Source organism: Paenibacillus sp. FSL H8-0259 (assembly GCF_037963255.1).
In the GTDB taxonomy this organism is placed as follows: domain Bacteria; phylum Bacillota; class Bacilli; order Paenibacillales; family Paenibacillaceae; genus Paenibacillus_AQ; species Paenibacillus_AQ phytohabitans.
In genome coordinates this window covers 1-16,712 of sequence record NZ_CP150147.1, presented here as the reverse complement: position 1 = coordinate 16,712, position 16,712 = coordinate 1, and the positions used below count along the sequence as shown (strand labels likewise).

Below are 16,712 nucleotides of genomic sequence, written 5' to 3'. Positions count from 1 at the left end.
GACGCTGCCGCTTGAAATTCGGTTCATCACGGATGTGTGAATGAATTTCGTTGCGTTCAGGAATTTGATTCCTGAAAACTGAATCCGAAACGAATCTGCGTATTAAAAATTTGGATAAGCCCTCGACCGATTAGTATTGGTCAGCTCCATGCATTGCTGCACTTCCACCTCCAACCTATCTACCTCGTCGTCTTCAAGGGGTCTTACTAATTGGGAAATCTCATCTTGAGGGGGGCTTCACGCTTAGATGCTTTCAGCGCTTATCCCGTCCGTACGTAGCTACTCAGCCATGCTCCTGGCGGAACAACTGATGCACCAGCGGTACGTCCATCCCGGTCCTCTCGTACTAAGGACAGCTCCTCTCAAATTTCCTGCGCCCACGACAGATAGGGACCGAACTGTCTCACGACGTTCTGAACCCAGCTCGCGTACCGCTTTAATGGGCGAACAGCCCAACCCTTGGGACCTACTTCAGCCCCAGGATGCGATGAGCCGACATCGAGGTGCCAAACCTCCCCGTCGATGTGGACTCTTGGGGGAGATAAGCCTGTTATCCCCAGGGTAGCTTTTATCCGTTGAGCGATGGCCCTTCCATGCGGTACCACCGGATCACTAAGTCCGACTTTCGTCCCTGCTCGACTTGTTGGTCTCGCAGTCAAGCTCCCTTATGCCTTTGCACTCTTCGAATGATTTCCAACCATTCTGAGGGAACCTTTGAACGCCTCCGTTACTCTTTAGGAGGCGACCGCCCCAGTCAAACTGCCCGCCTGACACGGTCCCCGTACCCGATTAGGGCACTAGGTTAGAACCTAGATACGATCAGGGTGGTATCCCAACGGCGCCTCCGCAGAAGCTTGCGCTCCTGCCTCAACGGCTCCCACCTATCCTGTACAGATCGTACCCAAATTCAATATCAAGCTGCAGTAAAGCTCCATGGGGTCTTTCCGTCTTGTCGCGGGTAACCTGCATCTTCACAGGTATTAAAATTTCACCGGATCTCTCGTTGAGACAGCGCCCAAGTCGTTACGCCATTCGTGCGGGTCAGAATTTACCTGACAAGGAATTTCGCTACCTTAGGACCGTTATAGTTACGGCCGCCGTTTACTGGGGCTTCGGTTCACAGCTTCGGATTGCTCCTAACCACTCCCCTTAACCTTCCAGCACCGGGCAGGCGTCAGCCCGTATACTTCGCCTTGCGGCTTCGCACAGACCTGTGTTTTTGCTAAACAGTCGCTTGGGCCTTTTCACTGCGGCCCCCTCGGGCTATTCACCCTACCGAGGCACCTCTTCTCCCGAAGTTACGAGGTCATTTTGCCGAGTTCCTTAACGAGAGTTCTTCCGCGCGCCTTAGAATTCTCTTCTCGCCTACCTGTGTCGGTTTGCGGTACGGGCACCTTCTCCTGGCTAGAGGCTTTTCTTGGCAGTGTGAGATCATGACCTTCGCTACTACAATTTTCGCTCCCCATCACAGCCCAGCCTTAGTGATGTGCGGATTTGCCTACACATCAGCCTCACTGCTTAGACGGACATATCCATCAGTCCGCGTCACTACCCTCCTGCGTCACCCCATCGCTCATAGCGGATTACGGTGGTACAGTAATTTCAAACTGTTGTCCTTCGACTACGCCTTTCGGCCTCGCCTTAGGTCCCGACTTACCCTGAGCGGACGAGCCTTCCTCAGGAAACCTTGGGCTTTCGGCGGATCAGATTCTCACTGATCTTTTCGTTACTCATACCGGCATTCTCACTTGTATGCTGTCCAGCGCTCCTTACGGTACACCTTCAACCTACATACAACGCTCCCCTACCCCAGATGCAAAGCATCTAGCCATAGCTTCGGTGGTGTGTTTAGCCCCGTTACATTTTCGGCGCAGAGTCACTCGACCAGTGAGCTATTACGCACTCTTTCAATGGTGGCTGCTTCTAAGCCAACATCCTGGTTGTCTGTGCAACTCCACATCCTTTCCCACTTAACACACACTTGGGGACCTTAGCTGATGGTCTGGGCTGTTTCCCTTTTGACAATGGATCTTAGCACTCACTGTCTGACTCCCGGCAAGAAGTTAATGGCATTCGGAGTTTGACTGAGCTTGGTAACCCTTGCGGGCCCCGCACCCAATCAGTGCTCTACCTCCACCACTCCATTCACCGAGGCTAGCCCTAAAGCTATTTCGGGGAGAACCAGCTATCTCCGAGTTCGATTGGAATTTCTCCGCTACCCCCACCTCATCCCCGCATTTTTCAACATGCGTGGGTTCGGGCCTCCAGTGCGTGTTACCGCACCTTCACCCTGGACAGGGGTAGATCACACGGTTTCGGGTCTACGTCCACATACTAAATCGCCCTATTCAGACTCGCTTTCGCTGCGGCTCCGGCTTCTCACCTTAACCTTGCATGTTAAACGTAACTCGCCGGTTCATTCTACAAAAGGCACGCCATCACCCCTAGATCGGGCTCTGACTTTTTGTAAGCACACGGTTTCAGGTTCTATTTCACTCCCCTTCCGGGGTGCTTTTCACCTTTCCCTCACGGTACTGTTTCACTATCGGTCGCCAGGTAGTATTTAGCCTTAGCAGATGGTCCTGCTGGATTCATACGGGGTTTCACGTGCCCCGCACTACTCGGGATCCGTCTCGGAGAGAACACAGTTTAGGCTACAGGGCTTTTACCTCTATCGCGGGCCTTTCCAGACCTCTTCGCCTACCATATTCCTTTGTAACTCCATGTGAGACGTCCCACAACCCCAAGAGGCAAGCCCCTTGGTTTAGGCTGTTCCGCGTTCGCTCGCCGCTACTGACGGAATCACTATTGTTTTCTCTTCCTCAGGGTACTTAGATGTTTCAGTTCCCCTGGTCTGCCTCTGCGTATCCTATGTATTCAGATACGAGTAACTGCGAATTACCACAGCTGGGTTTCCCCATTCGGACACCCCCGGATCAAAGCTTGCTTACAGCTCCCCGAGGCAGTTTCGTTGTTCGCCACGTCCTTCGTCGGCTCCTGGCGCCTAGGCATCCTCCGTGTGCTCTTATTAGCTTAACCAATGCGTTTTCCGTTAGGAAAATCGCTGTAGCAACTAATAACTATTTCAACTTGCTTACACAAGTTTCAGCTAAAAGATGTTCTAAAACGCAAATTCGTTTCGGTATCCAGTTTTCAAGGATCAAGGTGCTGAAATTTCGGGACAATCACGATTGTGATGTTCGAAAATTCAGACAGTGTAAAGATGAGAGCTTAAACTCTCAAAACTGACCAACGAGTGAGTAACAGGCCTAAACCTGAGTTTTGGAAGTAATACTTCCGATTTGAATGTCACCGTTGCAGGTGACGATTCTCCATAGAAAGGAGGTGATCCAGCCGCACCTTCCGATACGGCTACCTTGTTACGACTTCACCCCAATCATCTACCCCACCTTCGGCGGCTGGCTCCCTTGCGGGTTACCCCACCGACTTCGGGTGTTGTAAACTCTCGTGGTGTGACGGGCGGTGTGTACAAGACCCGGGAACGTATTCACCGCGGCATGCTGATCCGCGATTACTAGCAATTCCGACTTCATGCAGGCGAGTTGCAGCCTGCAATCCGAACTGAGACCGGCTTTGCTGGGATTGGCTCCACCTCGCGGTTTCGCTTCCCGTTGTACCGGCCATTGTAGTACGTGTGTAGCCCAGGTCATAAGGGGCATGATGATTTGACGTCATCCCCACCTTCCTCCGGTTTGTCACCGGCAGTCACTCTAGAGTGCCCAGCTTCACCTGCTGGCAACTAAAGTCAAGGGTTGCGCTCGTTGCGGGACTTAACCCAACATCTCACGACACGAGCTGACGACAACCATGCACCACCTGTCTCCAATGCTCCGAAGAGGGGCACTATCTCTAATGCTTTCATCGGGATGTCAAGACCTGGTAAGGTTCTTCGCGTTGCTTCGAATTAAACCACATACTCCACTGCTTGTGCGGGTCCCCGTCAATTCCTTTGAGTTTCAGTCTTGCGACCGTACTCCCCAGGCGGAGTGCTTACTGTGTTAACTTCGGCACCAAGGGTATCGAAACCCCTAACACCTAGCACTCATCGTTTACGGCGTGGACTACCAGGGTATCTAATCCTGTTTGCTCCCCACGCTTTCGCGCCTCAGCGTCAGTTACAGCCCAGAAAGTCGCCTTCGCCACTGGTGTTCCTCCACATATCTACGCATTTCACCGCTACACGTGGAATTCCACTTTCCTCTTCTGTACTCAAGTCACCCAGTTTCCAGTGCGCCCCCAGGTTGAGCCCAAGGTTTAAACACCAGACTTAAATGACCGCCTGCGCGCGCTTTACGCCCAATAATTCCGGACAACGCTTGCCCCCTACGTATTACCGCGGCTGCTGGCACGTAGTTAGCCGGGGCTTTCTTCTCAGGTACCGTCACTCCGGTAGCAGTTACTCTACCGGACGTTCTTCCCTGGCAACAGAGCTTTACGATCCGAAAACCTTCATCACTCACGCGGCATTGCTCCGTCAGGCTTTCGCCCATTGCGGAAGATTCCCTACTGCTGCCTCCCGTAGGAGTCTGGGCCGTGTCTCAGTCCCAGTGTGGCCGTTCACCCTCTCAGGTCGGCTACGCATCGTCGCCTTGGTGAGCCGTTACCCCACCAACTAGCTAATGCGCCGCAGGCCCATCCCCAAGTGGCAGATTGCTCCGCCTTTCATTCTCTCTTCAGGAGAGGAAAGAAATTATCCGGTATTAGCTACCGTTTCCGGTAGTTATCCCAGTCTTGAGGGCAGGTTGCCTACGTGTTACTCACCCGTCCGCCGCTAAGCATGAATGGAAGCAAGCTTCCATTCAAACTCCGCTCGACTTGCATGTATTAGGCATGCCGCCAGCGTTCGTCCTGAGCCAGGATCAAACTCTCCAAATTGTATTTAGAAAGAGCGATTGCTCATTTTGAAACATCTGACGAGAATTTTCATTCTCTTTTTTGGAAGTCACTTTCGTGAATTCCGATACTCACTCGTTGTTCAGTTTTCAAAGATCAAGCTCGTTGTCAGCGCCGCTCATCGCGTCACCAGCAACTCTTATAATATATCACATCCAGCCGATCAATGCAAGCTCTTTTTTTCAACTTCTTTTCGAGCTCGGCGTTGATGTTTCGCGGCCAGAAATAGAATATATCATGTATGGATTCTGATTGCAAGCATTATTTTGAAATCAATTATAAAAGCTATGCCCCTAATAACCGCCCCGACATGGCCAGCCTCAGATGACATAGCTTCTGTTCATCATACCCGCTTACCCTTAAGCAATAATCTCCTGAATATGCAGCTCGCGTTCATTGACCAGATTCACAATCCTGCCCTCTACCTGCACCATTGGTCTTGTGGGATTAGTGCGATCCGTGAAGATGATTTCTCCGTGACGCCCGTCGCTGAGCCGTATCCGTGTGCCATTATACAGATCCGTTGTTTTTTGAATGAAGGTTTGTACAATAACCGGGTCAAGCTTCCCGAAGCTCTCCTTCTGAAGCTGCTCCAGTACCAGATAAGGCGACTGAGCCTTTCTGTAGGCTTTTTCAAGCGTCATGGCATGAAAGATATCGGCTACTGCAACAATCTTGGCGTAGAAGTGAATCTGGGTGCCTTCCAGCTTAAGCGGATAACCGGAACCGTCGACCTTCTCATGATGCTGCAGGGCGGCTAGTCTGACGCCTTCGTTGATTGCTGTAACATTACGCAGCAGCTGGTATCCATAAGTGGTGTGCCTGCGTACTTCTTCTATCTCCGCGCCCGTCAGGGGAGTCGGTTTGTGCAGCAAAGTCTCATCTACCTTAATGTTACCTATATCATGAAGCAAGCCGGCAAAGGCAGCCTGCATCCAATCCTTTTGCGGATATCCGCACCACTGGGCAATTTTATATGAAGTTAGGGCAGATAATACAGCGTTATGATAATTATAATCCTGGTCAAACAGAACACGCGGTGCAAACTTCAGGACATGATAATCCTTCAAATGGCTGATCAGCAGCTCCAGTTGGCTCCGCAATTCAAAAATCGGAAGTACCGCTGCGGTTGCTGCACGATAGCTCTGCTTGATAAGCACCAGCATTTTCTCATACTCATCATGAAGCGGAGAATTACTTTTGGCTAGTACGGACTCATTGATCAGCGCACCTGCTTTGGCGGTCTGCTGCTTCGCTGGCGGTTTGGACACCTCTGGGGCTTTGTCCTCTCCCTGAACTCCCTCAATTTCAACTTGTCCTATCAAAAAAGCTTGGAGAATCTCAATATCCCGCGGAAGTATGATCTTGCCTTTACCGAATAACACTCCTCCCAAAGGAGTAATTACATCCTTAATAATCTTTGATCCCGCCTTGATCTCTCCAACGGATATGTTTGGCATAAATTCAGCCCCTTTATTTCTGTGACACCTGTAATTCTCTAATTATAGTATGTAACCCGGCAAGCGGCTAGAGAGAGGACTTCCATTCCATAAATAAAAAAGCATGAGCTTCTATAATCAGAAACTCATGCTTTTGCTGCAAAGGATTATTCGACGCTATCGTCTTCGTTCCCGGTATCAGTTTCCGCTTCAGGCTCGCTGACTTCGCCATTGCCTTCCACTACTGTACCTTGAATTTCTTCGCCATCCTCTTGCTCGGACTGGTCATCTTCCTCTTTATCTACTCTGCTCAGCGTTGCAACTGCGTCATCCTCACGGATATTAATCAGCTTAACACCCTGCGCATAACGGCCCATGGTAGAAATTCCATCCATGCTGGTCCGGATCAGTGTTCCACTCGTTGTAATAATCATCAGGTCCTCGTCATTCTTGACAACCTTCAGCCCCACAACCGGTCCGTTCTTATCTGTAAGGTTAATGGTCTTGATGCCTTTACCGCCACGGGTCTGGGAACGATAATCGCCGGCAGGCGTCCGTTTACCATAACCCTTGGTTGTTACGATCAGCACTTCAAGCCCCTTGTCCACACAGTCCATACCAATGACATGGTCATTGTCGTCAAGCGTGATACCCTTAACCCCTGTAGCACTGCGGCCCATGGAACGGACATCGCTCTCCGAGAAAGTAATCGACATTCCGCGTGCCGTACCGATAATCAGATTCTGCTCTCCATCTGTCAGCTTCACTTCGATCAGTGAATCTTCCTCGCGAAGATTGATCGCTATCAGACCGCCCTTGCGGATGTTGTTGTAGTCTTCCAGAGGTGTCTTCTTCACGATTCCCTCACGGGTAGCGAAGAACAGGTATTTGTCGCTGTCCGCTTCCTCCACCTGGATTACCGCACTAATCTTCTCGCCCTGCTCAATTTGAATCAGGTTGATGATCGGCGTTCCCCGGGCGGTGCGGCCAAGCTCCGGAATCTCATAAGCCTTAATCCGGTACACCTTACCCTTGTCGGTGAAGAACATCAGGTAGTTGTGGGAGTTACTCACGAAGAGATGCTCCACAAAGTCCTGGTCCTTGGTGTCCATCCCGATTACCCCGCGGCCGCCGCGCTTCTGACTGCGGTAAGTGCTGACCGGAAGACGTTTGATGTAACCGGTATGTGTAATCGTGATTACAACCTCTTCACGCGGAATCAGATCCTCATCGAGAATACTCTCTTCCCCAACCGTAATTTCCGTACGGCGGTCATCAGAGTACTTATCACGAATCTCCTGCAGCTCATTGCTGATAATCTCCAGTACGAGATGCTCGTTAGCCAGAATCTCCTTGTATTCAGTGATTTTGGCGAGCAATTCGTTATATTCATTCTCGATCTTCTCACGTTCCAGACCGGTCAGGCGCTGCATCCGCATATCGAGGATCGCCTGAGCCTGCTCCAGGCTTAGACTGAAGGTCTCCATCAAGCCTTCACGGGCAATATCTGTTGTCCGTGAAGCACGAATAAGAGCAATAACCTCATCCAGATGATCGAGGGCAACACGCAGGCCTTCCAGAATATGCGCCCGGGCTTCCGCCTTCTTCAGGTCAAATACGGTCCGGCGGCGGATAACTTCGATCTGATGCTGCAAATAATGATACAGCACATCACGCAGGTTCAGAATCTTCGGTTCATTATTGACGATAGCCAGCATGTTAATCCCGAAAGTAGACTGCATTGAGGTATGTTTGTAGAGGTTGTTGAGCACGACGCTAGGATTCACATCACGTCTCATTTCAACGACTACACGCATTCCGTTACGGTCAGATTCATCACGCAGATCCGTAATGCCCTCGATACGTTTCTCACGCACCAATTCAGCAATCTTCTCAACCAGTCTGGCTTTGTTGACCTGGTAAGGAAGCTCATGCACAATAATCCGCGCTTTACCGTTATTCTCTTCAATCGTCGCTTTGGCACGCATAGTAACCGATCCGCGTCCAGTGCGGTAAGCCTGACGGATACCTTCACGGCCCAAAATATAACCGGCCGTCGGGAAATCCGGGCCCTGAATATATTCCATAAGCTCCATAGGCGTAATGTCAGGATTCTTGATCATTGCCTGTACACCATCAATGACCTCGCCCAGATTGTGCGGAGGAATATTGGTAGCCATACCGACCGCAATCCCCGAAACCCCGTTCACAAGCAGGTTAGGGTAACGCGCCGGCAATACTACAGGCTCATTCTCTTCACCGTCATAGTTGGGAGCGAAGTCAACCGTTTCTTTGTTCAGATCGCGGAGCATTTCTCCGGCAATTTTGGACAGCCTCGCTTCGGTATAACGCATCGCAGCTGCCATATCTCCGTCAATAGAGCCGAAGTTTCCGTGGCCGTCTACGAGCATATAGCGCATGGAGAAATCCTGTGCCATACGTACCATTGTTTCATAAACCGCCGAGTCACCGTGAGGGTGATACTTACCGATAACCTCACCGACGATTCTCGCTGATTTCTTGTGAGGTTTATCCGAGGACATTCCAAGTTCCGACATCGCAAACAAAATGCGTCGGTGAACAGGCTTAAGTCCGTCCCGCACATCCGGCAAAGCCCGGCTTACAATGATGCTCATTGCGTAATCCATAAAGGATTCGCGCATTTCCACGCCAATGTCCCGATCCCTGATTTGCGGGTTATTTTGTTCAGCCATGAGTTGGTGGACCTCCTTCAGTTAAAAACCGCTACCCTTTATTATATTACTTTCACAAAAGCAGCACAATTAAACATGATAGCCTTTTATCTTCTATATTGATTTTCTTTTAGTACGGATAAGGATATACGCCCTTTCCGCTGGTGTCTTCAGTACATAGACTGTAAAGACAAGAAGAATGGCTTTATGACCCTGATTTCGTCCAAAAAAGCATAACCCCATATCCTTATATTATAACATTGTTTAGTTAGATTGTCCTGAAAATTCGCCACACATGAACAAACGGATATACGTTCATCTGTGGCAAAACCGGCAACCGCACAACTACCCAAGGAGGCAGAAAATGAGGATTCAGCGCGTGTCCAGCAAGTGGGCAAAAACGAAAGTCATTCTTCAGAACCGCCTGCTCTCGGTCTTCATTCCGGAAACACGTAAATACGCCCTGGAAGATTTGAAAGAGCTGCTGGGTCTGTACGGAACGGTATATATCAAACCTGACCGCGGCACCTACGGCAGCGGAGTCATGAGAGCTGAACAGCGGGTGGTACATTTAAGCCCAAGCGAGCAGCAGCCGGACTTCAGCCAACCGGAAACAGAACCTTTGACATGTGAAACAGAAGCTCCGGCAGAACCCAAGCTGATGTATATTCTGAGATACGCCAAGGATGCAGAAATTTTCAATACACCGGAAGAGCTTCATGCTGCCCTATTGCCGCGGATTAAGGGGCGTTCCTATCTCGTTCAGCAAGGCATTGATTTGCTTCAGCATCAGGACCGGCCGTTTGACCTGCGGGTACTGACCCAGAAGAATCTTCAGGGGTCCTGGGAGACTACAGGCATGCTCGGGCGGGTGGCTGCGCCGCAAAAGGTGGTCACCAACTATCACAACGGAGGCAGCATTTTTTCGGTGGATGCTCTGTTCAAAGAACATATGACGCCCGAAGAAAGGACGGCAACCATCCAGCAGCTGAAATCGCTGGGAGTCAGAATCGGGTCCCAGCTGGAAACTGCCTATCCGGGTCTCAAAGAAATTGGACTGGATGTGGCGATGGATCAGCATCATGATTTATGGCTGCTTGAAGTGAACACACTGCCTTCGATCATTGTTTTCAAAATGTTTCCGAACAAAGCCATTTACCGCAGAATCCACCGCTATGCTGTTGCCTATGGACGTTTGAAGCGCACCCGCCCGTCGCCAACCTACCGCCGCAGACGAACAGTCAAGCATTAAAATCACGCCAAAAAACTCTCTGCCTGCATTAAAAAACCTCCGGTCCCCCCTATAAGGGAGGAAACCGGAGGTTCGTTATACAGCTTGCGCTTAAATATCGAGATTTTTGACGGATTGGGCATGCTCCTGAATGAATTCACGGCGCGGCTCTACGTTATCACCCATCAGTGTATCGAAAATGCTGTCGGCCAGCATCGCATCCTCAATCGTTACCTGCAGCATCGTGCGGCTCTCAGGATCCATTGTAGTATCCCAAAGCTGCGCGGCATTCATCTCACCCAGACCTTTGTAGCGCTGAACGTTTACTTTGACGTTCTCACCAAAGCCGGCAATGATCTCATCGCGTTCCTTCTCGGTCTGCGCATAGCGGATGACTTTGTTGCGTTCGATCTTGAACAGCGGCGGCTGGGCGATATAGATATATCCGGCATCGACAATCTTCCGCATGTAGCGGTAGAAGAACGTCAGCAGCAAGGTTCTGATGTGGGCACCGTCGACGTCCGCATCGGTCATAATTACAACCTTGTGGTAGCGTGCCTTCGACAGATCAAAATCATCGCTGATGCTAGTCCCGAGAGCGGTAATAATCGCCCGGATTTCCGCATTGGACAAGATCCGGTCGAGCCGGGCTTTCTCTACGTTCAGGATCTTACCGCGCAGCGGCAGGATCGCCTGGAAATGACGGTCACGGCCTTGCTTGGCCGATCCGCCCGCAGAGTCACCTTCGACGATGTACAGCTCACTGATCGACGCATCCTTGGAGGAGCAGTCAGCCAGCTTACCCGGAAGGGCGCTGACTTCAAGCGCACTCTTACGGCGGGTCAGCTCACGGGCCTTGCGGGCCGCTTCACGGGCACGGGAAGCCTGCAGCGACTTCTCCAGCACCTTGCGTGAGACAGCAGGATTCTCTTCCAGGAACTCCTGCAGCTTCTCGCCGAACAGAGATTCGACGATCCCGCGGACTTCACTGTTCCCCAGCTTGGTCTTGGTTTGGCCTTCGAACTGCGGCTCAGGAATTTTGACCGAAATAATCGCCGTCAGACCTTCACGGACATCATCTCCGGTAAGATTCTGGCTGCTATCCTTGATTACGCCTGCCTTGCGGGCATAATCATTGATAATCCGCGTCAAAGCACTCTTGAAGCCGGATTCATGCGTTCCGCCCTCATGGGTGTTGATATTGTTGGCGAAGGAATAGATGTTCTCTGTATAAGAATCGTTATATTGGAGAGCCACTTCAACGGCGATCATATCCCGCGAGCCTTCCACGTAGATCGGATCATCATGCAGGGCTTCTTTTTTCTCGTTGAGATACTTCACATACTCCACAATACCGCCGTCATACTTGAACGTATTGGACACTCCGGTCCGTTCATCCAGCAGAGACAGCTCAATGCCCTTGTTCAGGAAGGCAAGCTCGCGGATGCGGGTAAGCAGAGTGGAATATTCAAACACAGTAGTCTCGGTAAAGATCTCCGGATCCGGATGGAATGTTGTTGTCGTCCCTGTCTCCTCGGTATCGCCAATTACCTTGATATCATATTGCGGCGCACCGCGTCTGTATTCCTGCTGGTAGACATGTCCGTCACGTTTGACCGTTACAACTACTTTCTCGGACAGTGCGTTAACTACCGAGATCCCCACACCGTGAAGACCGCCGGAAACCTTGTAACCCCCGCCGCCAAATTTACCGCCTGCATGCAGGACAGTCATTACGACTTCAAGCGTGGATTTCTTCAGCTTTACGTTCTCGCCGACAGGTATTCCCCGGCCGTTATCAATAACAGTCACACTGTTATCTTCATGAATTTTCACTTGAATCCGGTCGCAAAAACCTGCCAGCGCCTCATCGATACTATTATCGACAACCTCCCAGACCAAATGATGCAGACCTTTGGCGCTAGTGGAGCCAATGTACATGCCGGGACGTTTCCGAACCGCTTCCAGCCCTTCCAGTACCTGAATCTGGCTCTCATCATATGTCGGTTGATTCATTGACATGCCTTCACCTACTTCTTTCAGATTATCTCCTGTAACTACCGAAACATTATATTTCTAACAAGATTTTGGCTCTTTTTTTGAGAGTGGAGGAGGAGATAGGGGAGTAGTAGACAGTATTCTTGGTGACGACAATAGACTTCGCTTCCTCTTCACCAATGCGCTCCAGCTTCTTATCCTGCTGGGAATGAGTCATAAATTGCTTCGACACCTTGGAGGACTTCTCAATCGATATATCAAATATAGCAATCAACTCTGAGGATCGAATAATTTTCTCTCCGCCCAAATGAATATACATGGTCTTCCTCCGCTCTTTATAGCTCCACTGTGCCGCCGTGCACATGATACAGGCTTGCGCCTTTTAATTTATCGGCATTCAGTCCCTCTACACCGGTGGCGGTGATGAAGGTCTGTACCTTGCTTTGAAATGTTTCGATAAGCTGGGTCTGACGATAGGGATCAAGTTCGGACAAAACATCATCAAGAAGCAGCACAGGATACTCTCCGATCTCCTCATGGATCAGTTCAATTTCCGCCAGCTTGAGCGATAAAGCTGCCGTACGTTGCTGTCCCTGGGAACCGTAGACCTGAGCTTCTCTTCCGTTGATAAAAAAGGACAGGTCATCCCTATGGGGACCCGTCAGCGTCATGCCGCGCCTGATTTCCTGATCTCTTGTTTGTGATAACTTTAACATAAATTTGTCCAATAAGACAGCTTCATCTTCCTCTTCGCGCTCACCGAAAGAGGGGACATAGAGCAGTTTGAGCTCTTCTCCGCCGTTTGTAATGCCGCGATGGATGCTTTCTGCCCATATCTGCAGCTTCTTTATGAATTGTTTCCTTTTTTTGACGATTTTAACACCATGCTCTATAAGTTGCGCATCCCATATCTCCAGAAGTTCCTTGCCGGCAGCTTCTTTTCCCCATAGCTGCTTCAGCAGATTCCCTCTTTGGAGCAGCACCTTCTGGTATTGCTGCAGGTGAAACAGGTAGCTGGGCTGGACCTGGCCAATCTCCATGTCAAGGAACCGGCGCCTGATGCCCGGGGTGCCTTTGACAATCTCGAGATCCTCCGGAGCAAACATCACCACATTCAGTGAACCTACGAATTCACTAAGCCGGCGCTGCTCCAGTCCGTTAATTCTGGCTTTTTTGCCTTGGGGTGACAGGGTAAGCTCCAGCTTAAGATCACCGTATTTGCGCTCCACTTCGGCCACAATCTGTGCGGAACCTGCAGGAGCATCGAAGGATATGAGTTCCTTGTCCTTGGAGGTACGGTGGCTTTTGGTCATCGCCAGGACGAACAAAGCCTCCATGAGATTTGTTTTGCCTTGGGCGTTCTGACCGAGAATGAGGTTCACATCACCCAGACTCTCCAGACGCAGCAGCCCATAGTTGCGGTAATACTGCAGACCGATATTTTTGACAAACAAGACCCTGTGCCTCCTTGGGTGTACTACTCTTTGACTCCGCCGCCTTCAACCTCGAATACGCCGTTATCCTGTACCTCTATCTTATCACCCGGGTAGAGCTTTCTGCCACGCCGTTCTTCTTTCTCCCCATTCACTTGTACGTGCCCTTCCTGCAGCAGCGCTTTGGCCATGCCGCCTGTGGATACACAATCCGCCAGTTTCAAAAACTGGTCCAGCTTGATATATCCACTGTGGATAACTATTTTTTTCATCTTTTTTGTCCTTTCCACCACTTATCCACAGGCCATGGACAGGGCATTAATTGGTTGTGCGGTAAGGCAGAATGACGTACAGGCTGCGGCTCTCGTCGAGCGGTCTGAGGATAATCGGACTCATCATGCCGGTGAAGGCAATCACGAGCTGCTCACTCTCCACAACCTTCAGCACATCTAGCATATATTTGGAGTTGAAGGAGATCCGCAAAGGCTCACCTTTGAAATCAATTACTTCAAGTTCTTCCCGGACTTTCCCCAGCTCTGATGAGCTGGAAGAAATCTCTACGTCGCCATTCTCAAGAGTCTGCATCCGGACGATGTTCGTTTTTTCTTCACGGGACAGCAAATAAGCGCGGTCAATCGATTCGCTGAGTTTTTTTGTATCAAGAGTTAGTTCTGTTTTGTAGGTGGTTGGAATAATTCTAGAAGTATCCGGATAAATTCCGTCCAGGATCCGCGAATAGAACAGCACTTTGTCGATTTTGAAGAGGACCTGGTTATCCGCAACGACAATATCCACCAGCATATTCTGATCCGGGATAATTTTGCTGAGCTCGTTCAGCGTTTTACCGGCAATAACAATATTCGCAAACTGAACATTCTCTGTACCTTCCAGATGTGCTGCTCTTGTTGCCAGACGGTGGCGGTCGGTAGCCGTGAACTTGAACTCGTTATCGGCAAGATTCCAGAGAATACCTGTCAGAATTGGTGTTGTCTCTTGGGTAGAGATGGAGAACGCGGTTTGTTTAATCATATTCTTCAGCAAATCGCCTGGCATTGAGATGGTTTCATTCTCCTCAATGCTTGGCAGAACAGGGAATTCTTCAGGGTCCAGGCCAACAATCTGAATCTCCGTAGATCCGGAAGAGATATAGGTTTGAAAGCCCTCTTTGACTTCCATGTGAATTTCTTTGGAGGGAAGCTTCTTGATGATCTCGACAAAGAACTTGGCTGGAAGCACTACGCTGCCGGGCTGTTCCACTTTTACGATCGTATGGCTGTCATTCTCGGCAGGGATGAAGGATTGGATTGAGATATCCGTGTCGCTTGCCGTCAATGTTACTCCCTGGTGGCTAACCTCAAGCTTTATTCCGGTCAAAATAGGGATGGTTGTTCTGCTCGAGATCGCCTTGGAGACATGGCCTATAGATTCGTTGAGTTCATTTTTGAGAATGCTGATTTTCATGATTTCACTCCTAGCTGAAAAATTGGGAAATGGGTGTACGTTTAACCTCTTTGAAACCTGCTCTTAGAAGATGAATTATTATAGTTATTTAATAGTATTAGTAGTAGGGGCTCCGTTTATGTGGATAAGTCGCTAAACAGCATAAAATTAAGCCTACCCACATGTGTATAGATTGTGTATAGGCTCTTTGTTCCTCTTAGGAAGGATTTTTAATTTTCTCCGCAAGATTATTTACCACTTTGTACAACTCCTGGTCTACCTTTAATTGCTGCGTAATCTTCTCATGGGCATGGATAACTGTCGTATGATCGCGCCCTCCGAAGGCTTCACCGATCTTGGGAAGCGAATAATCCGTTAATTCGCGGGAGAGATACATAGCAATCTGCCTTGGAAAAGCAACAGCCTTCGTACGTTTCCGTGCTTTGAAATCCTCCATGCGCAAATTGTAGTATTCGCCGACTTTTTGCTGAATATCGTTGATGGTAATCATCTTCGGCCGGCTGGAGGGGATGATATCCTTCAGCGCTTCAGCTGCCAGATGCGTTGTCACATCCTGGTTAGTCAATGATGAATAGGCCACAACGCGGATCAGCGCACCTTCAAGCTCGCGGATATTCGTGTCGATCTGATTGGCAATGTACATCATCGCTTCATTCGGGATATCCAGGTTCTCCGCCTTGGCTTTCTTACGGAGAATCGCGATACGTGTCTCCAGATCCGGAGGCTGAATATCGGTGATTAGTCCCCATTCAAACCGGGAACGCAGCCGTTCTTCCAGTGTGGGAATCTCCTTGGGCGGCCGGTCGCTTGAGATGATAATTTGCTTGCGTTCTTCATGAAGAGCATTGAACGTATGGAAAAATTCCTCCTGCGTAGACTCTTTGCCGGCCAGGAATTGAATATCGTCAATCAGCAAAATGTCAACGTTGCGGTATTTGTTACGGAAGCTTTCGCCGCGGTTGTCACGGATGGAGTTGATGAATTCATTCGTAAATTTCTCGGACGAGATGTAGATAACCTTATTGTTGGGGTTATGCTCCAGCACGTAGTGCCCGATGGCATGCATCAAGTGGGTTTTCCCGAGACCCACGCCTCCGTACAAAAACAAAGGATTGTAAGCTTTGGCAGGCGCTTCGGCTACAGCCAGCGAGGCTGCATGCGCAAAACGGTTGCCCGAACCGATCACGAACGTATCAAAAGTGTATTTGGGATTGAGCAAATGCGTCTGTGCTTCTTCGCGTGAAACTGCGGGAGTGGGCGCCATTTGTTGAACTATTGGCTCAGAGGGTTTGTTCTCTTCAATTACAAATTTGACGTCAACCTGTTGTCCGGTGACCTCATAAACCGTTGCTCCTACCAATTTGGTGTAGCGACTTTCCAGCCATTCTACGGCAAAAGTTGTAGGCGCCGAGATAATAAGAGCCTGGGGGCTAAACGTTAAGGCCTTGGTAGCCTTAAACCAGGTATCAAAGCTCGGCTTGCTTAGTTTGGTTTGAATAATCGATAAAATTTGCTGCCATAATTCGGAAGTATGGCTGTCCAC

General features: G+C 49.9%; 9 protein-coding genes and 2 rRNA genes. 1 reads left to right on the top strand and 10 read right to left on the bottom strand.

Annotated features, from left to right (window positions below; all coding sequences use genetic code 11):
• Nucleotides 1-110: 110 nt before the first annotated feature.
• From NSU01_RS00055 to gyrA, 4 genes are all read right to left on the bottom strand, one after another.
• A 23S ribosomal RNA gene (locus tag NSU01_RS00055) occupies nucleotides 111-3,039 on the bottom strand.
• A gap of 299 nt (nucleotides 3,040-3,338) precedes the next feature.
• Nucleotides 3,339-4,896, bottom strand: a 16S ribosomal RNA gene (locus NSU01_RS00050).
• The 16S and 23S rRNA genes sit together here, the layout of an rRNA operon.
• A 377-nt stretch (nucleotides 4,897-5,273) precedes the next feature.
• Nucleotides 5,274-6,374 carry an HD-GYP domain-containing protein gene (locus NSU01_RS00045; protein ID WP_042132672.1) on the bottom strand — a complete coding sequence of 367 codons (1,101 nt, stop codon included), beginning with the start codon at nucleotides 6,372-6,374 and terminating at the stop codon, nucleotides 5,274-5,276.
• A 146-nt stretch (nucleotides 6,375-6,520) separates the two neighbouring features.
• Nucleotides 6,521-9,067: a DNA gyrase subunit A gene (gene gyrA, locus NSU01_RS00040; RefSeq protein ID WP_042132669.1), complete on the bottom strand. Its 2,547-nt coding sequence runs from the start codon at nucleotides 9,065-9,067 to the stop codon at nucleotides 6,521-6,523.
• Between the two features lie 343 nt (nucleotides 9,068-9,410).
• On the opposite strand from gyrA, the gene NSU01_RS00035 reads away from it, so the two are divergent.
• A complete protein-coding gene (locus NSU01_RS00035) occupies nucleotides 9,411-10,298 on the top strand; it encodes a YheC/YheD family protein (RefSeq protein ID WP_042132668.1) in 888 nt (295 codons plus the stop codon).
• 90 nt (nucleotides 10,299-10,388) lie between these two features.
• On the opposite strand, the gene gyrB is transcribed toward NSU01_RS00035, so the two are convergent.
• The 6 genes from gyrB to dnaA all read right to left on the bottom strand — a co-directional run bounded on the left by gyrB (nucleotide 10,389) and on the right by dnaA (nucleotide 16,712).
• Nucleotides 10,389-12,299, bottom strand: coding sequence for a DNA topoisomerase (ATP-hydrolyzing) subunit B (gene gyrB / locus NSU01_RS00030; RefSeq protein WP_042132667.1), 1,911 nt, complete (start codon nucleotides 12,297-12,299; stop codon nucleotides 10,389-10,391).
• 46 nt (nucleotides 12,300-12,345) lie between these two features.
• Complete coding sequence (locus NSU01_RS00025) at nucleotides 12,346-12,594, bottom strand: extracellular matrix/biofilm biosynthesis regulator RemA family protein (protein WP_039295738.1); 249 nt, start codon at nucleotides 12,592-12,594, stop codon at nucleotides 12,346-12,348.
• A 16-nt stretch (nucleotides 12,595-12,610) separates the two neighbouring features.
• Nucleotides 12,611-13,729, bottom strand: a complete 1,119-nt coding sequence (gene recF / locus NSU01_RS00020; protein WP_039295741.1) for a DNA replication/repair protein RecF — start codon at nucleotides 13,727-13,729, stop codon at nucleotides 12,611-12,613.
• A 23-nt stretch (nucleotides 13,730-13,752) separates the two neighbouring features.
• Nucleotides 13,753-13,980, bottom strand: a complete 228-nt coding sequence (gene yaaA, locus NSU01_RS00015) for a S4 domain-containing protein YaaA (protein WP_039295744.1) — start codon at nucleotides 13,978-13,980, stop codon at nucleotides 13,753-13,755.
• Nucleotides 13,981-14,026: 46 nt separating this feature from the next.
• Nucleotides 14,027-15,169: a DNA polymerase III subunit beta gene (gene dnaN / locus NSU01_RS00010; RefSeq protein ID WP_039295747.1), complete on the bottom strand. Its 1,143-nt coding sequence runs from the start codon at nucleotides 15,167-15,169 to the stop codon at nucleotides 14,027-14,029.
• Nucleotides 15,170-15,365: 196 nt separating this feature from the next.
• Nucleotides 15,366-16,712, bottom strand: a complete 1,347-nt coding sequence (gene dnaA / locus NSU01_RS00005; protein WP_042132666.1) for a chromosomal replication initiator protein DnaA — start codon at nucleotides 16,710-16,712, stop codon at nucleotides 15,366-15,368.

Coding starts and splice junctions, on each gene's coding strand:
- NSU01_RS00045 (WP_042132672.1), bottom strand. CDS start 6,374: ATGCCAAACATATCCGTTGGAGAGATCAAGGCGGGATCAAAGATTATT.
- gyrA (WP_042132669.1), bottom strand. CDS start 9,067: ATGGCTGAACAAAATAACCCGCAAATCAGGGATCGGGACATTGGCGTG.
- NSU01_RS00035 (WP_042132668.1), top strand. CDS start 9,411: ATGAGGATTCAGCGCGTGTCCAGCAAGTGGGCAAAAACGAAAGTCATT.
- gyrB (WP_042132667.1), bottom strand. CDS start 12,299: ATGTCAATGAATCAACCGACATATGATGAGAGCCAGATTCAGGTACTG.
- NSU01_RS00025 (WP_039295738.1), bottom strand. CDS start 12,594: ATGTATATTCATTTGGGCGGAGAGAAAATTATTCGATCCTCAGAGTTG.
- yaaA (WP_039295744.1), bottom strand. CDS start 13,980: ATGAAAAAAATAGTTATCCACAGTGGATATATCAAGCTGGACCAGTTT.
- dnaN (WP_039295747.1), bottom strand. CDS start 15,169: ATGAAAATCAGCATTCTCAAAAATGAACTCAACGAATCTATAGGCCAT.